The organism is Actinosynnema sp. NPDC050801 (assembly GCF_040673975.1).
Classification (GTDB): domain Bacteria; phylum Actinomycetota; class Actinomycetes; order Mycobacteriales; family Pseudonocardiaceae; genus Actinosynnema.
This window is the reverse complement of the sequence record NZ_JBFAQZ010000002.1, coordinates 656,563-677,552: the sequence shown is the minus strand read 5'-3', so window position 1 is coordinate 677,552 and position 20,990 is coordinate 656,563. Positions and strand designations below refer to the sequence as shown.

General features: G+C 70.8%; 13 protein-coding genes. 2 read left to right on the top strand and 11 right to left on the bottom strand.

The window, feature by feature from the left end; genetic code table 11:
- Window positions 1–21 precede the first annotated feature (21 nt).
- A complete protein-coding gene (locus AB0K14_RS07480) occupies window positions 22–516 on the top strand; it encodes a hypothetical protein (RefSeq protein ID WP_360459136.1) in 495 nt (164 codons plus the stop codon).
- Window positions 517–590: 74 nt separating this feature from the next.
- Here AB0K14_RS07480 and AB0K14_RS07475 read toward each other — a convergent pair whose 3' ends face one another.
- The 6 genes from AB0K14_RS07475 to AB0K14_RS07450 form a co-directional block, all read right to left on the bottom strand.
- Window positions 591–1,859, bottom strand: coding sequence for a hypothetical protein (locus AB0K14_RS07475; RefSeq protein WP_360459134.1), 1,269 nt, complete (start codon window positions 1,857–1,859; stop codon window positions 591–593).
- Window positions 1,860–2,487: 628 nt separating this feature from the next.
- Complete coding sequence (locus AB0K14_RS07470; RefSeq protein ID WP_360459133.1) at window positions 2,488–3,522, bottom strand: endo-1,4-beta-xylanase; 1,035 nt, start codon at window positions 3,520–3,522, stop codon at window positions 2,488–2,490.
- Window positions 3,523–3,746: 224 nt separating this feature from the next.
- Window positions 3,747–5,228 (bottom strand): family 43 glycosylhydrolase, encoded by a 1,482-nt coding sequence (locus AB0K14_RS07465; protein WP_360459131.1) that lies wholly within the window; start codon window positions 5,226–5,228, stop codon window positions 3,747–3,749.
- A 488-nt stretch (window positions 5,229–5,716) separates the two neighbouring features.
- The gene (locus AB0K14_RS07460; RefSeq protein WP_360459129.1) at window positions 5,717–6,811 is read right to left on the bottom strand and encodes a ricin-type beta-trefoil lectin domain protein; all 1,095 of its coding nucleotides are present in this window, start codon (window positions 6,809–6,811) and stop codon (window positions 5,717–5,719) included.
- Between the two features lie 129 nt (window positions 6,812–6,940).
- The gene (locus tag AB0K14_RS07455; protein ID WP_360459127.1) at window positions 6,941–8,518 is read right to left on the bottom strand and encodes a cellulase family glycosylhydrolase; all 1,578 of its coding nucleotides are present in this window, start codon (window positions 8,516–8,518) and stop codon (window positions 6,941–6,943) included.
- Between the two features lie 458 nt (window positions 8,519–8,976).
- The gene (locus AB0K14_RS07450; protein WP_360459125.1) at window positions 8,977–9,660 is read right to left on the bottom strand and encodes a hypothetical protein; all 684 of its coding nucleotides are present in this window, start codon (window positions 9,658–9,660) and stop codon (window positions 8,977–8,979) included.
- 142 nt (window positions 9,661–9,802) lie between these two features.
- Between AB0K14_RS07450 and AB0K14_RS07445 the strand changes: the two genes are divergently transcribed.
- A complete protein-coding gene (locus AB0K14_RS07445) occupies window positions 9,803–10,069 on the top strand; it encodes a zinc-ribbon domain-containing protein (RefSeq protein WP_360459123.1) in 267 nt (88 codons plus the stop codon).
- Between the two features lie 159 nt (window positions 10,070–10,228).
- On the opposite strand, the gene AB0K14_RS07440 is transcribed toward AB0K14_RS07445, so the two are convergent.
- The 5 genes from AB0K14_RS07440 to AB0K14_RS07420 all read right to left on the bottom strand — a co-directional run bounded on the left by AB0K14_RS07440 (window position 10,229) and on the right by AB0K14_RS07420 (window position 20,945).
- The gene (locus tag AB0K14_RS07440) at window positions 10,229–10,975 is read right to left on the bottom strand and encodes an aminoglycoside phosphotransferase family protein (RefSeq protein ID WP_360459121.1); all 747 of its coding nucleotides are present in this window, start codon (window positions 10,973–10,975) and stop codon (window positions 10,229–10,231) included.
- A 220-nt stretch (window positions 10,976–11,195) separates the two neighbouring features.
- Entirely contained in the window at window positions 11,196–12,044 is an 849-nt protein-coding gene (locus AB0K14_RS07435; RefSeq protein ID WP_360459119.1) for an alpha/beta hydrolase, read from the bottom strand.
- Window positions 12,045–12,053: 9 nt separating this feature from the next.
- The gene (locus AB0K14_RS07430) at window positions 12,054–12,887 is read right to left on the bottom strand and encodes an alpha/beta hydrolase (protein WP_360459117.1); all 834 of its coding nucleotides are present in this window, start codon (window positions 12,885–12,887) and stop codon (window positions 12,054–12,056) included.
- An 80-nt stretch (window positions 12,888–12,967) separates the two neighbouring features.
- Window positions 12,968–15,718 carry an AAA family ATPase gene (locus AB0K14_RS07425; protein WP_360459115.1) on the bottom strand — a complete coding sequence of 917 codons (2,751 nt, stop codon included), beginning with the start codon at window positions 15,716–15,718 and terminating at the stop codon, window positions 12,968–12,970.
- Between the two features lie 301 nt (window positions 15,719–16,019).
- Window positions 16,020–20,945, bottom strand: coding sequence for a fibronectin type III domain-containing protein (locus tag AB0K14_RS07420; protein ID WP_360459113.1), 4,926 nt, complete (start codon window positions 20,943–20,945; stop codon window positions 16,020–16,022).
- Between the last annotated feature and the right edge of the window lie 45 nt (window positions 20,946–20,990).

Sequence of the window (20,990 nt, the reverse complement as noted above, 5' to 3'; positions counted from 1 at the left end):
CTCGACCTCAGGAGAAACGCCATGCGAGTCACCTCGAAGATCAAGCCCGTGATCGTCCTCGCCGCCGTCGGCACGTTGATGGGCGTCACCGGCTTCGCGGTCGCCACGTTCGCCCAGAGCAGCACCGCCGGTCCGGTCGGAGGCTCGACCGAGGCCTTCACCTCCGTCACCGTCACCGGCGCGCAGACCGGCGTCCTGCTGCCCGGCGAGACCGCGTTCGTCACCCTCACCCTCACCAACCCGAACAGCAACGTGAAGGCCAGACTGGCGTCCGTCACCGCGGGCGAGATCGTCATCGACACGATCGGGAACAGCGTCGACACGGCCTACTGCCAGGGCCAGATCGAACTGTCCACCGCAGGCGCCGACCCCCTCTTCCCCACGCTGGCCGTGAGCGAGGCGAACTACCCGTTCAAGCTCACCGACGCGGTGAAGCTCAAGGCCGACACCGACATCCGCTGCCAGGCCATGACCTTCCACACCACCTGGACGGCCGTGTTCGAAGCCGTCCGCTAGGCGATCACGCGACGGGTCGGTGCTCCTGGGATCACCAGGAGCACCGACCCGCGTGACGAGGTCGTCGCTACCGATCAGCAGGTGCAGACGCCACCGTTGTTGTCACCGGCCACGCCACTCGCGCCGACCAGACCGGCCACGCCGTTGGGGTTGGTGATGGTGTTCACGCCGGTGCCGCCGTTGACGGTCCCGACGTTGCCCGTTCCGGCCGCACCCGAGGCGCCCGGCAGGCCGCCCGCGCCGCCGGGACCGGCACACCCGACGCCGCCGTTGCCACCGGCGCCGCCGTTGCCGCCGTTGCCGCCGGTGTTGGTGATGACGTCGTTGTCGGCGTCACCGTTGACGTTCCCGGAGTTGCCGCCGCCACCGGCACCGCCGGCACCGCCGACGCCACCCGCTCCACCGGGCTGCGTGGCGCTCAGGCCGTTGCCGCCCTTGGCGCCGAGGCCACCGGCACCGCCGAGACCGCCCTTCGTCTTCAGGGTGTCCGCCCCGGCACCGCCGTTGACGGTCCCCGAGTTGCCGATACCGCCCGCGCCACCGGCGCCACCCACGCCACCGGCACCGCCGCCGCTGCCACAGCCGCCGACACCGCCGGCGGAACCCGCACCGCCCGCACCGCCGTTGGCGGTGATGTTGTCGACCCCGGAATCCGTGGTACCGCCGTTGACGATCCCGGAGTTGCCGACACCGCCGACGCCCGCGGCGCCACCGATACCACCGGCACCCGCACCGCCCGCCGTGGCCCCACCGTTGCCGCCCAGCCCACCGACACCACCGAGGCCACCCTTGCCACCGGTCACGGTGACGGTGTCAGCGCCGACACCGCCGGTGATGGACCCGACGTTGGCGGCACCACCGACACCGCCGACACCGCCATTGCCACCAGCTCCGCCCGCACCACTGTTCAACCCGGTCCCACCCGGGCCACCACCGCCGCCATTGCCGCCGACACCGCCGGTGACGGTGATCCGGTCGATGCCGTCACCACCGTCGACGATGCCGGTACCGGCGACACCGACGCCGCCGGAGGTTCCGACACCGCCATTGCCACCCGCGGTCCCCGCCGGAGTGCCCGCCGTGCCGTTCGCACCGGGAGGACCCGTCGCCCCGCCGATCCCGGTTGTGCCGGTGATGACGATGGTGTCGTTACCCCCCAACCCCCTGATCGTGCCCGCGACCGAGCCGCCGGTGATCGTGATGGTGTTGGCGTTGGCCGTGCCGTCGAGGACCTGACCGGACGGGACGCCCGCCGTGCAGGTCACGTTCTCACCGGACCAGGTGCACCCGGCCGGGTCGGCGGCGTAGGCGGAACCGGGGGCCACCAGAGCGAATCCCGCCACGGTTCCCAGCCCGATCAGAGCACGTCGGACTCGAACCGCCGTGCTGTTGCGCGTGGTCGATCGCATGACTTTGTCTCCATCTGTTCGCGAAAGGTCGGGTCACTGCTCCGAACCGGAAGAGGTTCGCGGACCCACGGCAACCTTGCGCGCCCCCGGAGACGTTGACAAGGAGATCCGCCGCTTGTCATCCCATTGCGAAGAATCCCGATTAAACGTCGATCTTCCATTTTTCTTTTCTCGGCCTGTTTCGCCGGACGATTCTGCAGGCCGCCGCCGATGGCGCTCTCGGACGACGCGACGGTGATGTCGACCGCAACCGGGCCGAGTGTGTCAACCGTGATGTGGACCGCGTTGACGGTCCGCGACCACCCCGGTATTGCCGGACATCGATCCGCAGACCACGAGTGCCCGCGCCATTCCGAATGGCACCCTCCGCCGACTCCGGGTTGTCCCGGCCATCGGGCCGTCGACGTGGCGACCGCAGCACCGGTGTCGGCGCGCACCGACCGGTCGGGCACGTGCGGGTCAGCGCCGCCAGGGCGGGTTGGTGACGGGGCCGTCCGGGCCCGGCAGGTCGGGCACGCGGAGTTCGCGTGCCCGACCCGTCACGACAGGAGACGCCGGGAGTTCAGCCCCCGATCAGGACCGAGAGCACCGAGTCGTAGGCAGGCTTCTTGGTGTAGTAGCGGTCGAACAGCAACGGGGTCTGGCTGACACGCCACGAGAACTTGTCCGTCACGCCGCTCAATGTGATCACGGTGCAGCGCGACACCGCGAGGCAGGAGCGGACGACCTGGGCGTACGAGTCGGCCTGCGCGGTGCCCGAGCCGGCGATGTCCAGTTCGGTGAGGTGCACGTCGACGCCGAGGTCGGCGAAGCGCTGGAGGTTGGCCCGCATGTCGGCCGGCACGGCGCCGCTGGTCAGGTGCGCCTGGAAGCCGACGCAGTCGATCGGCACGCCGCGCGACTTGAAGTCCTTCACCAAGGCGTAGACGGCGTCGGACTTCGGGTTCTGCCCCTCGATGAAGTAGTCGCTGTAGCAGAGCTTCGCGGTCGGATCGGCCGCCCTGGTGGCGCGGAACGCCTCCTCGATCCAAGCGTCGCCGAGCAGTCGCTGGAACACCGAGTTGCGCCGTGCGGCCCGACTGGTGTCGTCGAACGCCTCGTTGGCCACGTTCCAGTAGGCGACGCGGCCGCTGAAGTGGCTCGCGACGTTGGAGATGTGGTTGTGCACGGCGGTCAGCAGTTGGCCGGGCGAGTTCATGTTCTGCACCCACGCCGGCAGTTGGCTGTGCCAGACCAGCGCGTGGCCGCGCACCGTCATGCCCTGGCTCTCGGCGTGGCTGACGAGGCGGTCCGCGGCGGCGTAGTTGAACAGCCCGCGGTTCGGCTCGATGAAGTCCCACTTCATCTCGTTCTCGGGCGTGAGCTGGTTGAACTCCCGGTTCAGCGTGGCGACGTACTCCGCGTCGCGGAGCAGGTTCGCCGCGGCCGCGGCACCGAACAAGCGCCCGCTGATCGACGCGGCGTCCTTCAGAGTGGCGGCCGTGGTGCTCGCAGGGGTGCTCGCGGCGGCTTGGGCGGTCGCGGCGGCGTTCGGCGCCACCACCAAGGCGGCCACCACAGGAACCATGGCCAGCAAGGCCTCAAGTGACTTCCTCATGCGTCCTCCGTTGATCATCGGTGACCCGGCGGCGGAGTCGAAAGTTTTGTCATCATGACAGCAACTTTCGGAACCGTCACCGCGTTCCGACGAGCGGAGGCCGGCGGCGTCGTACCGCCGGAGGCCATCCGGGTGCGCGTCCACCCTGCCGACGCAGCCACGAGCACGGCACTCAGGGCGACGACCGCCGAGGCGGTGGCGGCCCGGCGAACGGCCCGCGACGGTCAGCCGACCACCCACTGCTGGTTGGCCGCGCCCGTGCAGGTCCACTGCCGGACCTCGGAGCCGGGTTCGGTGCCCCAGCCGTAGTTGTCGAGGCAGAGGTTGCTGTGCCGGTTGACCACGGTCGTGGTGCCGTTGGTGGTGGTCAGCCGCCACTGCTGCTCGGCCGAGCCGTCGCAGGTCCACTGCTGCACGACCGCACCTGCCGCGGTGGCCCCGTCCTTGTTGTCCAGGCACAGGCCGCTGTGGCCGTTGGTGATCCGGTAGTAGCCGTTGTCGGTGGGCGTGAGGGACCAGTCCTGCACCGGCTCCCCGTTGCACGTCCACTGCCGCACTTCCGCCCCCGGCGTGGTGACGAAGTTGTAGTCGTCCAGGCAGAGCTTGCTGTGCTGGTTGCGGATGCGCACGCGGGTGCCGGACCCGCCGGTCTCACCCGAAGGGCCCGCGAGGACCGTGGAGGTGGACACCGGGACGCCGAGGTTCGGTGTGCCGTCGGCGTTCCAGGAGATCTTCTGCACGCGGGTGGTGCGGGTGGTGCCGCAGCCCTGGGAGGCCGAGGAGTTGGCGTGGTAGGCGATCCACGTCTCCGTGCCGTCCGGTGAGGTGAAGAACGAGTGGTGACCGGGACCGTAGACGCCGTTGCCGTTGTGGCGTTGGAAGATCGGGTTGGCGAACTTGGACCAGGACGACGCCGCGAGCGGGTCGCCGCCGCGGTACTCCAGCATGCCCAACTTGTAGTCGGCGGTGCCGCAGTAGCTGGCCGAGTAGGTCAGGAACGTGCGGCCACCCCGCTGCAACGCGAACGACCCCTCGTTGACCGGCTGACCCTGCCGCTCCCACGCCAGCGTCGGGGCCGAGATGCGGGTGCCGCGGGCGGAGACCGCGGTCGGGCTGCTCATCGGCGCGATGTAGAGCGACTGGAGGCCGTCGGCGTGGAACGCCGAGTAGTGGAAGTACAGGGCGCCGTTGAGCTTGAGCACAGCGCCGTCGATGGCCCAGCCGTTGTTCGGCATCAGGTCGAGCACACCCCGGTAGGTGTACGGGCCCGCCGGGTCGTTCGCCGCGCTCTCCAGCACGTGCGTGCGGCGCGACCCGTACCCGGCCCGCGGTTCGACCGAGTAGTAGATGTACCAGCGGTTGTCGATCTGCTCCAGGTGCGGCGCCCACATCGTGCAGCAGCCCTCGTTCTGCGCGGCGCGGAAGATCCGCCGCTCCGGCGCGCTGCGCAGCCCGGCGATGGTGGAGGACTGCCGCATCAGGATGTCGGAGGTCCACGTGGTGGCCACGTAGTAGTACTGGCCGTTGTGCTGCACCAGCGTCGGGTCGGCACTGTTGGGCGCCGGCACGACGGGATTGGTGAACGACGGCCCGGGCGCGGCGTCCGCCCGGTCCTGGCCCACCGCGATCACGGACAGGGCGACGATGATCGCGGCGACGAGCGACAGGGCTCGCCGGCTCGCACCGCGCCGGTGGACGAGCATCATGAGCACTCCTGAGGACGGGGACGAGTGGGTGTCGGACGACCTGCGGCGGGTCGACCGGGTCTTGAACCGAGCGCTCGACCACCGTCGGGGATGCGCTCTGCGCGGCGTTCACGTTATCCGCGTTGACGATTGCGGTTCGGGGGGCCGTTCCGCGCAGCCGACGACAACCCGGGCAGCGGGACACAGCGAACCGCAGCGCGGAGCCTGCCGACCGGAACGGCCTCCCAGGCGATACCCCGGCCCGACGCGGACGACCGGGGTATCGATCCTTCCGGAAGTTAAAACGTTTACACCCGGCGAACCCAGCTTAGAGGATCGCCTATCCCTGTCAACAGTCCTTCCAGCCGCAATCCCTGTGGCCGTTGGACTTGGTTGCTCGGACCGGCTTGCCCGATCCACAGCTGTACGTAGTAAGCGTTTTCATGGCTGTCTACGTACACCGTCAGCCGACGCACCGGCCATCCACCGACCCGAGGTGCGGTACACGGTCAGCGCAGGGCCCACTGCTGGTTCGCCTGGCCACTGCACGACCAGAGGATCAGCTTGGTGCCGTTGGCCGTTGCGCGGCCGGAGGCGTCCAGGCACAGGTTCGACTGGACACCGGTGATGGTGCCGTTCGAGTTCACGTTCCACTGCTGGTTGGTCTGGCCGTTGCAGTCCCAGATGACCACCTTCGTGTCGTTGGTCGTGCCCTTGCCGGACGCGTCGAGGCACTTCCCGCCGGACATCAACTGCTTGCCGGCCGTGTGGGTCCACGACTGGGTCGACTGGCCGTTGCAATCCCACAGCTGGACCTGCGTGCCGTTCGTGGTGTTCCCGTTCGGCACGTCCACGCACCGGCCCGACGCCGCACCGACGATCTGCCGACCGGACGGAACGACCGGGTCGCCGATCGCTCCGGGGACGGACCGCAGCGCCGAGTACCACCTGGCGGCCATCTTGTCGTAGCCGGTGGCCGTCGGGTGGATGCCGTCGGCCAGGTCGGCCGTGGTCAGCGCGGAGTGCATGTCCACCAGGCGCACCCGCTTGCCCGCGTTGACCTTGCTCTGGACCATGCCGGGGATCGCGGCGTTGAAGGTCCGGACGGCGGACTCGCGCGCGGAGTCGGACAGCGGGGTGATCGTCGCGACGAACACGTCGGCGTTCGGCACCGTCGCGGTGATGCGGTCGACGAGCGCCGACAGGCGGGCCGGCGCGTTCGGGAGGTCGCGGTTCTGGATGACGTCGTTGGTGCCGATGTGCAGCAGGACCGTGCGCGGGGTCGTGTTCCTGAGCCAGTTGACGACGTTCGCGTCGATCTGGTCGATGCGCCAGCCCGAGTGACCCTGGTGGTCGTGGTCCCCGAGCGAGGCCGGACCGTTGAACTGCGAACCGACGAAGTCGACCCGGTAGTTGCCCGACCCCAACCGCTGCCACAGCCCGATCCGGTAGCCACCGGGGACGTTGAACCCGTCGGTGATCGAATCACCCAACGGCATGACCCGCACCCCGCCGTTCGATTCCGCGACCGCGGGTCCGGTCGACGACACCACCCCGGCGACCAAGGCCGCGACGGCGACCAACGATCTGACGAGTGTCCGCACTGTTCCTCCTCGTGATCAGGGTTGATGGGCCCCTGTCGGTTCGTCCGTCCGTCGCAGTCCCCCACCGGCAAGCCGGTCTGTGCCGTGGCCCGTCCGATGGAGTCGCTGATGGCGGTGGGGCTGTCGCGGCTACTTGGGTACGAAGGTCCAGACCGTGGTGGTGTCGGTGGAGCCGGTGTTCCACCGCACCTGGCCGGCCGAGGCCGCGTACAGGTAGTCGCTGCCGGTGTTCTGGTTATTGAGGCGGAATCCTCCGGAGGTGACCGGCTCCAGGGTCCAGAGCGCGTCGGCGCCGACACCACCGGTGTTCCAGACGACGGTGTTGCCGGCGGCGGCGGCCAGGTTGAACCGCCCCGTCCGGGCGTTGCGGACCGTCCACGCGCCGGACGTGGTCCGGGCGAGGACCCAGTCCTGGTCGTCGTAGGTGCTCGCGGCGGCCAGGACGACCGCGCCGTTGCCGTCCGAGTCGAGGTAGGTGCCCGTGGCCGAGTTCCTGATCTTGTAAGTGCCTGCCGTCGGCTGGCTCGGGTCCGGGCTGGTGCCGAGGCCGCTCATGATGGCGTTGACCAGGCCCTGCTGGGTCACCGCACGGGAACGCCGGTCGATCAGCCCGAACCCGTACTGCCCGGTGTGGCCGTTGTCCCAGTAGACGGTGGCCGCTCCGTACTTCTTGGCGGTGGCCACGACGGCACGCACGTAGTCCGCGCGATACCGGTTGTTCGACGAGTCCGACGACGACTTGTCGATCGCGCCGTACTCGCCGACGACCACCGGGTACCCGTTCACGACGAACCTGTCGTGCATCTTCTTCATCTGCGCGTCCAGGTGGTCTTCCTGGCCCCAGCTCGACCGCTTGGACGGGTTGGTCGCCGCCCGCCCCCACTGGGTGATGGTGCCGCTCTCCTCGCCCGCGAAGTCCCACGGGTCGTAGTAGTGCACGGAGATCATGATCCGCCGCTCGTTGGCGGGGATGGAGGGTGACCGGTACTGGTCCGTCGGGAGCACGAAACCGTAGTTGCCCGCGGTGTACTCGATGTTGGTGTTCCAACCGGGAACGAGCAGCCACCGCGAGCCGTTGTTCCCGCCGGCCCTCCGCACGGTGTCGACGAAGATCTGGTTGTAGCTGTTGATGTTCGAGTAGCACGGCTGGGTCGGGCGGCCGAACTGCCCGTCGAAGTTCTCGTTCATCGATTCCAGGATCAGCCGCTGGTCGTAGTTCTGGAACCTGGTGGCGATCTGCTGCCAGACCTTCTGGTACTTGGCCCTGATCGTCGTCTGGGACGAGGAGTCGCAGATCAACCAGGAATGCGCGACGGTCTTGTAGCCGTCGCCGTGCATGTTGATCAGGACGTACATGCCCCGGTTGTAGGCGTAGTCGACGACTTGCTGGATCCTGTTCAGCCAGGCGGAGTTGACCGTGTAGTCCGGCCCGGGTCCGATGTTGCGCAAGTAGGAGACCGGTATCCGGATCGTCTTGAACCCCGCCGCCCGCACGCTGTCGACGAGGGCCTGCGTGATGGTCGGCTGACCCCACGCCGTTTCGCCGGGGTACCCGTCGATGTTGGCTTCCAGCTGGTTGCCCAGGTTCCAGCCGGCACCCATGTCAGCCACGATCTGCGAGGCGTTCAGCTGCGCCGTGGTGTCGGCCGACGCCTGGCTCGTCACGCCGGACACCGACGGGGCGACCGCCAGCGCAACGGCGAGCACGATGACTTTCAGCCTTCTTGCTTTTGAGAGCACGGGCATTCCCTCTCTTCGACGCTCACGAACAGGGCCCACCGCGGTGCCGTTGCGGATGGGGGTTACTCGTGTCGAAGTGTTCGATCCCTTATTCGACCTCGTTCGACACGGAATTCGACCTTCCTTCGAAAGGACGACAGGCGACACGGCAGCCGACATCGCCACGACCAGGGCCGACGGTCTGGGGAAGCGGTGTCGCGGCGTTCTTGGAAAGCGCTTACCGGTCGTACCATAGGGCGGCCTTGAGGAAACCGTCAAGCTGCCGGCGTGCGACCATCGCATGAGGACGGCCACCCGAATACGGCGGGTGCGTGATGCGCAACGCCGGACATTCGGCGTCTCTTATGGTGTGGTCGATCCGGGGCGGGTTTCGGATACCGCCGGTGCCCGGGAACGCGTACGTCCGTTTCGTCAGCCGCCGGGGATCAACGCCGGCAGCGGAGGTCGGCGGGCAGGTCGTAGTCGGTCACCTGGCGCCACTCCTCGGCGGTCAGGTCACGGGCGGCGGATCGGCAGGCCAGGTCGAGCCACGCCGCCTCGTTCATCGCCCACCGCGACACGGTGTTCTCCGGTGTCGCCGTCAGCAGCTCGCCGGTGGCGGCGACACCCGTGATCCCGGTGGCCTGCCAGGGTGCGACGGCGCTCGGGGCTCGGGTGATCGGCAGCCGCAGCTCACCGACGGTCGTGCCCGCGTCGACGTCGATCACGACCAGTGCACCGTCGTCGCGGATGCGGCCGATGAACGAGGTGCCCGGCACGGACACGATCTCCTCCTCCTGCGTGTCCGCCACGATCATCCGCACGACGTCGCCTTCGTCCCGGTCGACCCAGGCCGCGTACCGCCCGTCCTCGCTGATGGCGGCCGGCCCGCCGAGGGAGGGCGTCGCGCCGGGGCCGGTCCCCACCTTCCGGGCGTACGTCGCGTCGCCGATGCGGCGCACCGACACGCCGCCGTACTGACCCACGCAGACCAAGTGCCCGTCGGGGGTCAGCCGCGCGGCCCGCTCCCGGTCGCCCTGGGCCTCCAGCACGGTCTCGGTGCGGTTCTCGCGGATCGCGTGCAGACCGCAGCCGACCCGTTCGATCAACGCGGGCGTGCCGTCGGGCAACCAGGCGGGGATGACTTCCGGCTTGGGTCAGGTGGCCGTTCTCGTCCGCTGATCAACCTGATGGCGGAACGAACGGCACAATGGTGTGGGAAACGGGCGGCGGGGAAACCTGCGGCCGGGCGGGTCGGATGAGCTGACGGGAGTGCGCAGCGAAGTGGTGATCTTCGGGTTCCGGACCAAGGTCTTCGTCCTGGCGGTGCTGACGTGGCTGTGCGCCAGGTGCGGGAACCAGGCGGCGCACCCGCTGCACAGAGCGGTCACGAAGTTCACGCTCTTCTTCATCCCGTTGTTCCCGGTCAAGACGAAGTACACGATGCAGTGCACGTTCTGCGGCGCCACCACCCGCCTGTCCAAGGACGAAGCGACCCGCCTGCACCGCGGAGCGCTGGACCAGCGACCGCGGTGGTAGTGGCGTCGCGTGCCAGTACGCCGCACGTCGCGATCCGCGAAGGCGGCACCGACGACGCCTGAGAACGACGACGCCTTGGAACACGGCCCGCGGACGCTCGTCGACGGCGCGGCCGCGGCCCTCGACCGGCAGCAGGCCACGTGACACTCCCCCGGCCACCTAGGGTTCGTGCATCCGGGATCTGAGCACGTCGAACTCGCACCCCGGCGCGTCCGGGTCGAAGCCGTGCTCGATCAGCCAGCGCGACGCCACCAGGCTGCGCAGTGACCACCAGGCGCGGATCACGTCACGGTCGGCGCCTGCGCCGTAACCGGCGAGCAGGTCGTCCAGGCGTTCCTCGTGCCCGAGCGTCAAGGTGGCGAGGTCGAACATGGCGTCACCGGGAGCGGCCTCGGACCAGTCGATGACGCCGGTGACCTCGGCGCCGTCGACGAACACGTGGGTGATCTGCAGGTCCCCGTGGATGAACACCGGTTCCCACGGCCGGAGCGCCGCCTCGGCGATCTCGCGGTTGCGCCGGACCACCTCGGCGGGCAGGACGGCATTGGCGAGCAGCCACGCGCACTCGCTGTCGAGCTCCGCCGCCACGTCGTCGAGCCTCGGACCCGGCCACGGCGGCAACGGCGCATCGTGCAGCCTCCGGATGGCGGCACCCGCCGAGGCCCACGCCGCCGGCGACGCGGCCGACGGTTCGCCGAGCACGCCCAGCGCCTTGCCGGGCACGGCGGCGATCGCGAGCACGGGCGGCTCGTGCCAGAGGACCGCCGGGGTCGGTACCGGCGCCATGGCCATCGCCCGCACCTCGACGTCGGCGTGCGCCGGGTCGCCGTCGACCTTCAGGAACACGTCGCCGACGCGCAGCGTCGCGCGTTGGCGGTGAGCGACGACGACCTCGACCTCTTCCACACCGGCCATCCTGGCGGTGACGTCCGCCGATGTCGCCGGAATTCACGGGTGGCGGGACGCCGCCGGTTCCGTTCGGCTCGGCGGGTCCGGGCGGGGGTCTGGAACATCGCCGCTTCGTCCTGTTCCGGACCGGGGACGCGCTCAGCGCGCCCCACAGCGCACAGCCAGGCAGCCAGCCCGGCTTGCGCGACCTGGAAGTTCACGCAAGCCGGGCGAGAAATCAGCCCGCGGCGCGGACGATCAGCTCGACGACCGTGTCCGGGCGCGAGACCGCCACGGCGTGCGATGCCCTCTCGACGGTCACGGTGGCGCGTGAGCCGGCCCGGTCGGCCATGAACTTCTGGGCCCGCAGGGGGATGTTCTTGTCCGCACCGGCCAGCAGGAACCACGAGGGGATGCCCGACCAGGCGGGTTCGCCGGACGCCTCGTCCAGGGCGACGTCCCGGATGGGGCGCTGGGTGCTCGCCATGAGGGCAGCCTGTCGCGCCGGGACGTCGGCTGCGAATTGCTGCCGGAAGAGCGAGGGCTTGATGTGGAGGTCCTTCGAGCCGTCGGGCAGCAGGACCGGTGCCAGCGTCTCGCCCAGGGTGCTACCGGGGTACTGCCCGGCGAGCCGGGCTGCGGCCTCGCCCTCGGCCGGGGCGAAGGCGGCGACGTACACCAGCGCCTTCACCTGCGGGGACCGTGCCTTCACGTTGGTGATGACGGCACCGCCGTAGGAGTGACCGACGAGCACCACGGGCCCGTCGATGCCGGCGAGACGCGCGTCGAGGGCGGCGGCGTCGGAGTGAACCCCGCGCAGGGGGTTGGCCACGGCGACGGCGGTGAAGCCGCGCCGGTGGAGCCGTTCGATGACGGGGTTCCAGCTGCCGCCGTCGGCGAAGGCGCCGTGGACGAGGACGATCGTGGGCTTCTGCCCGGCTGCCGGGTGGGCGCCAGCCGGGTGGGCGCCAGCCGGGTTGACGGCCACCGCGTTCGACGTGCCGAACAGGGCGAGCCCCGCGGCGGCGACGAGCACGGCCAGCAGAGCGGTGGTGCGTGTGGTGACGCGGTGCGTGAGCGTGTGCATGTCCGGTTCTCAGCCTGCGAGGAAGGCGATCAGGGCGGCGTTGACCTCGGCCGCGTGGGTGAGCAGGAGGCCGTGCGGAGCACCGTCGATCTCGACGTAGCGCGCGTCGGGCAGGCGGCGGCGGAACTCGCGGGCGGTGGCGTCGATCGGCAGGATGCGGTCGGCGGTGCCGTGCAGGATCAGCGACGGCACGTCGATGCGCTCCACGTCGGCCCGGAAGTCCGTCAGCCACGCCGGGACGCACGCGTACGCCGCCACCGGCGCCGAGCTGATGGCGGTGGCCCAGTTCGCCCGGAGCGCGGCCTCGCTGAGACGGGAACCGAGGGTCTCATCGGTGTTGAAGAAGTCGACGAAGAAGTTGTCGTACCAGGCGTAGCGGTCGGCCTCGGCCTGTTCGGCGATGCCGTCGAACACCGACTGCGGCACGCCCGCGGGGTTGTCCTCCGCCTGCAGCAGGAACGGCTGGAGCGCGCCGAGGAACGCCGCCTTCGCCACCCGCTCGGAGCCGTAGGTGCCCAGGTAGCGGGCGACCTCGCCCGAGCCCATCGAGAAGCCGACGAGGACGACGTCACGCAGGTCCAGCCGGGTCAGGACCTGGTCCAGGTCGCCGGCGAAGGTGTCGTAGTCGTAGCCCGTCATGGTCTTGCTCGACCGGCCGAAGCCCCGGCGGTCGTAGGTGACGACCCGGTACCCGGCCTTGACCAGCGCGTCGGTCTGCTTCTCCCACGACTGCCCGTCCAGCGGGTAGCCGTGGATCAGGACGACCGGTTGGCCGGCGCCGTGGTCCTCGTAGTAGAGCTCGATGTCGGTCGAGCCCTCGGTGCCGACGGTGATGGTTCCCATGGTGTGCCTTCCCTCCCGTCCGCCGCGTGCGGACCGGGCATGGCACGAACCTAGGGAGCGAGCGGTATCGGTCGCGTCCGTCAGCCGACGTCTTCGGCGTACGTCATCGTGCTGCGCAGCACCGCCGCGAGCTCGCCGCGCGCCGTCACGCCCAGCTTGGGGAACATCCGCTGGAGGTGGGTGCTCACCGTCCTGGGCGAGACGTAGAGCCGCTCGCCGATCTCCCGGTTCGTCAGCCCCTGCGCGGCGAGCTGGGCGACGTGCAGCTCGGTCGACGTGAGCCGGTCGACGGCGGCCGGGTCCTGGCGGGGGGAGGACGCGCCGGCGGCGCGCAGCTCTTGGCGTGCCCGCTCCGCCCAGGCTGACGCGCCGAGCGCGTCGAAGACCTCGCGCGCGGCCTGCAGGACGACGCGGGACTCCGCGGGCCGCCGGTGCCGCCGCAGCCACGCACCCAGGGCGAGCTGCACCCGCGCCCGTTCGAACGGCCAGTCCACGGGAACGGCGTCGAGGGCCGCCCGGTAGCGCGTTTCGGCGGCGTCCGGCGGGCTGAGCAGGGCGTGGGCGAGCCGCAGCCCGCAGAGCAGGGCGGGGGACGGGGTCAGCTCGCCGATCGGGGTCAGCTCTTCCAGGACGTCCCGTGCCGCCTCCGTGGACTCGCTGCGCACGGCCGCCTCGACCAGCTCGGCGACCCCGTAGAAGCGCAGCCAGGGGTGGAAGGCGGGGTCGGCCGGGTCGAAGACGCGGTGCAGGTGCCCGAAGGCGTCGCCGTAGCGCCCCTCGCACAGGGCGGCCTGACCGCGGGCCATCTGCACGATGGCCAGCGCCGGGCGCGCGCCGCCGGGGAGGGCTGTGCGCTCCGCCTCCGCTGCCCACGCCTCCGCCCGCGGGTCGCCGGACACGGCGGCGAGCTGTGCGCGGATGGCGTGCACCATCGCGTGCACGAGAGGCTGACCGGTCTCGCGGGCCAGCTCGGCGGCCTCCTCGGCGGCGAGGTGACCGGCGCGCACGTCACCGAGCCGTGCGGCGCTGCCCGCCTGGACGCAGAGGGCGCGGGCCAGCATCGACAGACGGCCCTGCGCCCGCAGGGCGTCCAACGACCTCGCGGTCAGCCGGCCCGCCAGGGCGGGAGCACCCACTGTCACCGCGGCACCACCCAGGAGCTGGTCCCCCTCGGCGTCCTCGGACGAGCGCTCCAGCTGATCGGCCAGGGACTCGAAGACGACGTGCCCGCACTCGACCGGCGCGCAGTACGCCCGCAAAGCCACCAGGTCGGCGTTGTCCGCGTCCACGGGCATCCGGTCCGCCGCGGCGGCCACCCGGCGGCGGGCGGCCGGCCCCGGCTCCCCCCAGAAGCAGTGCAGGACCGCACCCCACAGCATCCGCAGCCCCAACCCGGGCTCGCCGCCGGCGGCGATCGCCACGGCCAGCTCCGCCAGCTCGGCGGTCGCGGTGCCCTCGCCCTGCGCCGCCCCCTCGATCAGCGCGATGCCGACCCAGGCCGCACGGCCCTGGTCCCGGACCGAGAGGTCCAGCGAGCGCGCTTGGGCCAGCAGGTGCGCCGCGGCGTCGCACTGGCCCGACTCCAGGGCGAGCTCGGCCGCGCGCAGCAGCCGGTCCGCGCGGGCGGACGGGTCCGCGGACAGTTCCGCCGCTCGCCGCAGCGCGGCCAGGGCCGCGGCGACACCACCCCGTCGCAGGGCCCTGCCGGCGGTGGAGTCCAGGTCGCGCGCCGCGTGCTCGTCGGGACCGGCGGTGGCGGCGGCCCGGTGCCACGCCTGCCGGTCGGGCTGCCCCTGGAGCTCGGCGGCGAGTGCGGCGTGCGCGGCCTGTCGTTCCGCGGCGGTCGCGGCGTGGTGCATCGCCGAGCGGACGAGCGGGTGCCGGAAGACCATCCCCCAGGGCTCGACCAGGCCCGAGTCGACCGCCGGCTCGACGGCGGCGACGTCGACCGCCGTCCCGAGCATCCGGGCCGCGGCGGCGAGGCACTCGTCCATCGTCCCGTCACCGTTGAGGGCCGCGAGGAGCAGGACCGCCCGCGTGTCGACCGGAAGGCGGGAGACCCGGGCCGTGAACGTCCGCTCCAGCCGTTCGGTCAGCGGCAGCGGACCCGGTGTGAGCGCGTACGCCCCACCGACCGACCGCAGCGCGACCGGCAGCTCGGTCAGCGCCAGCGGGTTCCCGGCCGCCTCCTCCAGCAGTCGCCGCCTGACCTGCTGACCCAGGCCGGGTGCCACCGCGTCCAGCAGCTCGCCGGACACGTCGTCCGCCAGCGGGTCCAGGTGCAGCACGGGCAGCCCGGCGCCTCGGAGCCGGTCGTCGAGGCCGCGGGTGACGACGACCAGGGCGAGGGGGTCGGACTCGATCCGACGCGCGACGAACCCGAGCACGTCGAGGCTGGCCCGGTCCATCCAGTGGGCGTCCTCGACGACCACCAGCAGCGGTGCCCTCACGGCCGCGTCCGACAGCAGGGTCAGCGCGGCCAGGCCGACGAGGTAGAGGTCGGGCACGGCCTCGTCGACAAGGCCGACGGCCGCGCGCAGCGCGGCACGTTGCGGTCCGGGCAGGTCGTCGATCCCGTCTCGCAGCTGGTGGACCAGCTGGTGCAGGCCGGCGCAGGGCAGGTCCTCCTCCGACTCCACCCCCACCGCCGTGATCACCCGGGTCCCGCGGTCCGCGGCCCGCGTGGCCGCCTCGGCGACCAGCGCCGACTTGCCGATCCCGGGGGCGCCGAGGACGACCACCGCGCCGCCCGACCCGGAGGCGGTCTGCTCGACCAGGGCAGCCAGGGCGCGGCGCTCCGCCTCACGCCCCAGCAGAGCCCGTCGGTGCATGCCGCGCTCCGTCTCCTCCGTGTGACTCCCAGTGCCCGCAAGGCGCCGCGTCCTCGCCCGACCGGGCGATCCCGGCGTGACTCCGGTGAGCCGACCGGGAGGCCGGGTCGGGGGCGTGATCGGCACTGGCACGCGCGCCGCTTCGAGGGGAAAGATAGTGCTCCAGGGCCTGCGGACATAATCGAGCACCAGTTCGGACAGTCCACGGACTCGCTGCCCGCGGAGGGTGGTGCGCCTCACATTCGGGCCTTGCGGCCACCGCCGGCCGGGCGGCCGTCAACCACGGGGCAGGGGCGCGGGGTCACCTGTGCGGGCAGGAGCGGGTGTTGCCGTAGCTGGGCTTGTAGTGACCCGCCCAGAGGTTCGCCTCGATCTCGAAGTTGTTGAACAGGTAGTCGGTTCCGGTTGCGGCGTGTGACTTCGCCGCTTCCAGCGCGTAGTCGTAGGTGAACTGCGAGTAGATCCAGTAGTTCGAGGCCTGCCACGTGTGCACGGCCTCGTGCTTCAACAGGTCGAGGCCCCTGTCCCGCTCGATGGTCCGGCCGTACTGCCGGCGCAGGTCCAGCCGCTGGTAGGCCTCGCAGGAGACCACCCGGTTCAGGTCGGCCCTGGAGTACGGGAAGAAGAAGTAGTCGCCGATGGTGATCGGCCTGCCGTTCAGCGTCACGCCGAAGCACACCACCTGCCTCATCGCCGTGCTGCAGGACGGGTTCAAGGACGCTATCAACGACAGGGCCGCGGCGTTCGCGCCGTTGAAGGTGTTCCTGCCGCTGTGGCGGAAGTTCCCGGTCCAGACGTTGCCGACCTCCGAGTCGGTCGGCGAGTACGACGAACCCGCCATGTTGGCCACCCTGATGCGGAACTCCCAGACCGAACCACCTGCCGGGTGGTAGAAGTCGTAGCCGGTGCTCCGGGTGGTCGTGCGGGTGTACCAGCCCCACTCGTCGGTCCGGTTGCGGTACTCGACCTCGTACACCGTGCCCGGGGTCGGGCTGGCGCCCCAGGAGAGCCTGATCCAGGCCGAGTCCGCGTCCGCGGTCGCCGTGATCCAGCCCGGTGCCACCGGTATCGGCGGCAGTGGCTTGACGGTCACGGTGTTCGTCGGCCCGGTCTGGCCGGCGGCGTTCGCCGCGGTCACCCGGAACGAGTAGTCGTACCCGTTGAGCAGACCCGTGGCGGTGAAGGAGGTCCCGTACACCGGTTGCCGGTAGTAGTACCACTGGGTGTGGCCCTGGGGTTGGAAGTACACCCAGTAGTAGGCCGCCCCGGAGGAGTTGTTGCCGTTCCAGGCCAGCTGCGCCTTCTGGTCGCCCGCCGTGACGCGGAGGTTCGTCGGGGTCGCGGGCGGCGGCAGGAACGGCTTCGCGGCGACCGTGTTGGACGGTCCGCTCTGGCCACCGAGGTTGGCGGCGGTCACCCGGAACTCGTAGGTGAACCCGTTGAGCAGGCCGGTCGCGGTGGAGGACGTGCCGTTGGCCGGTTTGTCGAAGACGTACCAGCCCGAATGGCCTTGCGGCCGGAAGTAGACCCAGTAGTAGGACGCGCTCGCGCTGCCGGACCACGCCAGCGAGGCGGTGGTGTTGCCCGCGGTCGCCCGCAGGTTCGACGGCGCGGCGGGCACCGGCGGAACCGGGGTCGCCTGCACCGGGTTCGACGGACCGCTCTCCCCGGCGACGTTGCCGGAGATCACGCGGAACTCGTAGCGGTGACCGTTGGCCAACGACCGCACCGTGAACGCCCAGTCGTGCACCGGCGCCCCGAGACGCCGCCACCCCGTCTGCCCGGCCGTGAGATCGCGGTACTCCACCCAGAAGTACGTCGCGTGGGTCACGGCGCTCCACCCCAGACCCACCTCGTGGTTGCCCGCGATCGCCGTGAGGTGCGCCGCCGCCGGGACCGGGGGCAGCGGACGGGCACTGACCACCGGCGTCGCCCTGCTGTCGCCGGACGCGTGGGTCGCCGCGACCTTGAACTCGTAGACGTGCCCGTTGGTCAACGGCGTCATGTCGGCCCTCGGGTTACCGAAGGGGACGTCGAGCTTGCGGAACTGCTCCCCCGCGCTGACATCGCGGTAGTAGACCGAGTACAGGACGTTCGCCGTGGTGCTTGCCGTCCACGTGAGACCGACCCGGCCGTTGCCGGCCGTGGCGATCAGGTTCGTCGGCGCGGCGGGCAGGCCACCCCGCGCGGTCACCCGGACCGTGTTGGACGCGGGGCCGAGACCCGCGATGTTGTCGGCACGGACCTGGAAGTCGTAGACGTGCCCGTCCCGCAGGCCTTCCCAGCTCGCGTAGCTCTTGTCGGTGAAGGAACCGGACTTGGTGTAGGTGGTCTCACCGGCGGTGATGTCCTTGCGGTACAACCAGTAGTACACGCCGGCCCCGGTCGGGTCCCAGGCGAGGTCGACGCCCCCGTCACCGGCCGCCGAGCCGCGGAGGTTGGCCGGCGCGGAAGGCGGTGCGACCCGCGCGGTGGCCCGGACGACCGCGGAGTCCGGGCCGTCACCGGCCAGGTTCGTGGCGGCGACCTTGAAGTCGTACACGTGGTCGTGGGTCAGGAACCCCACCGTGGAACGGGGTTCACCGGCCGGGAAGGACGACTTCTGGAACTGCCCGCCCGCGGTGACGTCGCGGTAGTAGACCCAGTAGTAGACGCTCGGCAACGCGTTCCACGTCAACGTGATCTCGCCGGTGGGTTCCGGCGTCGCGACCAGCCCACCGACCTGTGCGGGCGGCAGGGGCAACGGTTTGCCCGTGACGACGGGGCTCGCCGGGCCTTCGCCGCCGGCGTTGATCGCCGAGACCTTGAACTCGTAGGTGTGCCCGTTCTCCAGCAGCCCGACGGTGGACGACGTGCCATCGGTGATCGGGTACTCCAGGCGGGTGAAGTTGCTGTCCCCGCTGGAGGTGTCGCGTTGGTAGATCCAGTACCAGAGGTCCGGCGCGGGTCCGCTCCAGCTGAGCGTGACCTCCCCGTCCTCGGGTATCGCGGTCAGGTTCGTCGGCGCGGCGGGCAGGACGTAGCGGGCCGTCGCGGTGACGGTCGCGCCGGCCGGCCCTTCGACACCGCCTGGGTTGACGGCCGTCACCTTGAACTCGTAGGTGTGCCCGTTGATCAGCAGGCCGGGCTGGGCCCGGTTCTCGGTGGCCGGGTAGAGCCCCTTGGTGAACGTGGCCTCGTTCGCGGTGACGTCCCGCTGGTACACCCAGTACCAATGACCCTCACCCGGTGCGGTCCACGCCAGCTTCACGCTGCCGTCGCCCTGCGCCTGCGCCGTGAGGCCGGTCGGCTCCGCCGGTGCGTCGTAGCGCGCGGTCGCACTGCGCGTGGCCGACGGCGGGGATTCCAGGTTGGCGCCGTTGACCGCGGTCACCCGGAACTCGTAGACGTGCCCGTTGATCAGCATCCCGGGCTGCGCGGAAGCCTCGGTGGACGGGTAGGCGAGCTGGGTGAAGGCAGGTTCGCCCGCGGTGACGTCACGCTGGTGGACCCAGTACCAGAGGCCTTCACCCGGTGCGGTCCAGGCCAGTTTCACGCTGCCGTCGCCCTGGGCCGTCGCGGTCAGCCCGGTGGGCGCCTGCGGGGGCGCCACCACCGCGGTCGCCTGGACCGCCGCGGAGGGTGCGCTCGTACCTCCGCCGTTCCTGGCCGACACCCGGAACTCGTAGACGTGCCCGCCGGTCAGGTCGGGGACCGTGTGGGAGGTGCTGCTCGGGTGGGGGAACCACACTTCGGCGAACTCGCCCTCGCCCGCCGTGACGTCACGCCGTTCGATCGTGTACTGGACGTTGCCGGTGACCGCGTTCCAGCTCAACGCGATGTCACCGGTAGTGCCCGGCACCGCGCGCAGGTTGGTCGGCGAGTAAGGTGGTACGACGCGGGCCGTCAACGTCACGGTCGTCGAGAACTGCCCCTCACCCGCGGCGTTGTTCGCCGAGACCCGGTACTCGTAGGTGTGCCCGTCACGCAGCCCGCTGAGGTTCTGTGCCGTCGCGGTCGTCGAGTCGGGGAAGCGGGCGAAGTGGGTCTGCCCGGCGGTCACGTCGCGCTGGTGGACGAAGTAGGTCAGACCGGTTCCCGGTGGCGCTGTCCAGGTCAGCTTCCCGGCGCCGTCGTCACCCGCGCTCACGGCCAGGCCCGTCGGTGGCGCGGGCACGGCGGCCGGATCGGGCACCGGTTGCGGCCAGGTGATGTCGACGAACCGCGGCCGGTAGATCCGCGCGTCCCGGTAGTTGTCGTCGCTGTTGAGGCTGTTGTTGTTGTAGGACATCAGCAACGTGCCGGGCGCTGCCTGTTCCTGGTGCAGCTGTGGGTCGTAGCCGAACTGCCAGCCCGCGCTGTTCGCCGCCTCGGGGGCCTTGTGCAGGTAGGTGGGACCGGCGAAGGGCCCGGTCGGCGTTCCCGCGGTGTACGCCACGAACCAGGGGCTGAAGCCGACGTTGCCGTCGTGGGTCACCACCACGACCCGACCGCCGACCCGTGTCACGGAGAACGCCGTGCCACCGCCGGAGAACACGCGGGCCGACTCCGTGTCCGACGCCGACCACCGCGTCCCGGTCCAGAACTCCCAGGCAGCACCCAGGTTCCCGGCGACGGCCCTGGCCACGTGGGCGTACTTGAACCCGTCGACGTCCTCCGTGCCGTAGACGTAGTCGTAGCCGCCGTCGGTGAAGACGGCCGTTCCCCAGCCGACCCGGGCGTCCAGGGGCAAGTCGGTCACCGATGTGACGGTGAGGCCGGGCAAGGCGATGGTGACCAGGGCGGTGCCGATCCGCTGGAAGCCGAGCGGCCCTTCGCCCTGTGCGCGGTACTTGCCGTAGAGGACCTTGAGCTCACCGCCCTGCACGGTCGCCGAGCCCACCCAGTAGAAGTCCTGCGGATCGGCCGCGCTGACCAACGAGGTCGGTGAAGCGGGCGTTCCCCCGTGCACGGTCTGCGCCAGCCGGGTGCCCTGCTGCACCACGAGGGAGTTGCGGATGAAAGGTGTCGACCGCGGTCGCGAGTGGTCCGCGGCGACGGTGCCGAGGAAGGTGTCGGAGAACAGCCAGGCCACGCGTCCGTCGGGCAGTCGGACCGATACCGTGCTGTCCCCGCCGGTCCAGTGCCCGCCCTGGTCGCCGTAGGAGTTCCACAGCGCGGTCAGCGTGCCGGCGGGGGTGTCCGCCCGGGCGTTCGCGACATCGGGCGGCACCGCCAGTGAACCCGCCAACAGCACGAGCGCCCACATACGTCTGACGATCCCCATGACGCCCCCCGGGTCGCACGACGGTGA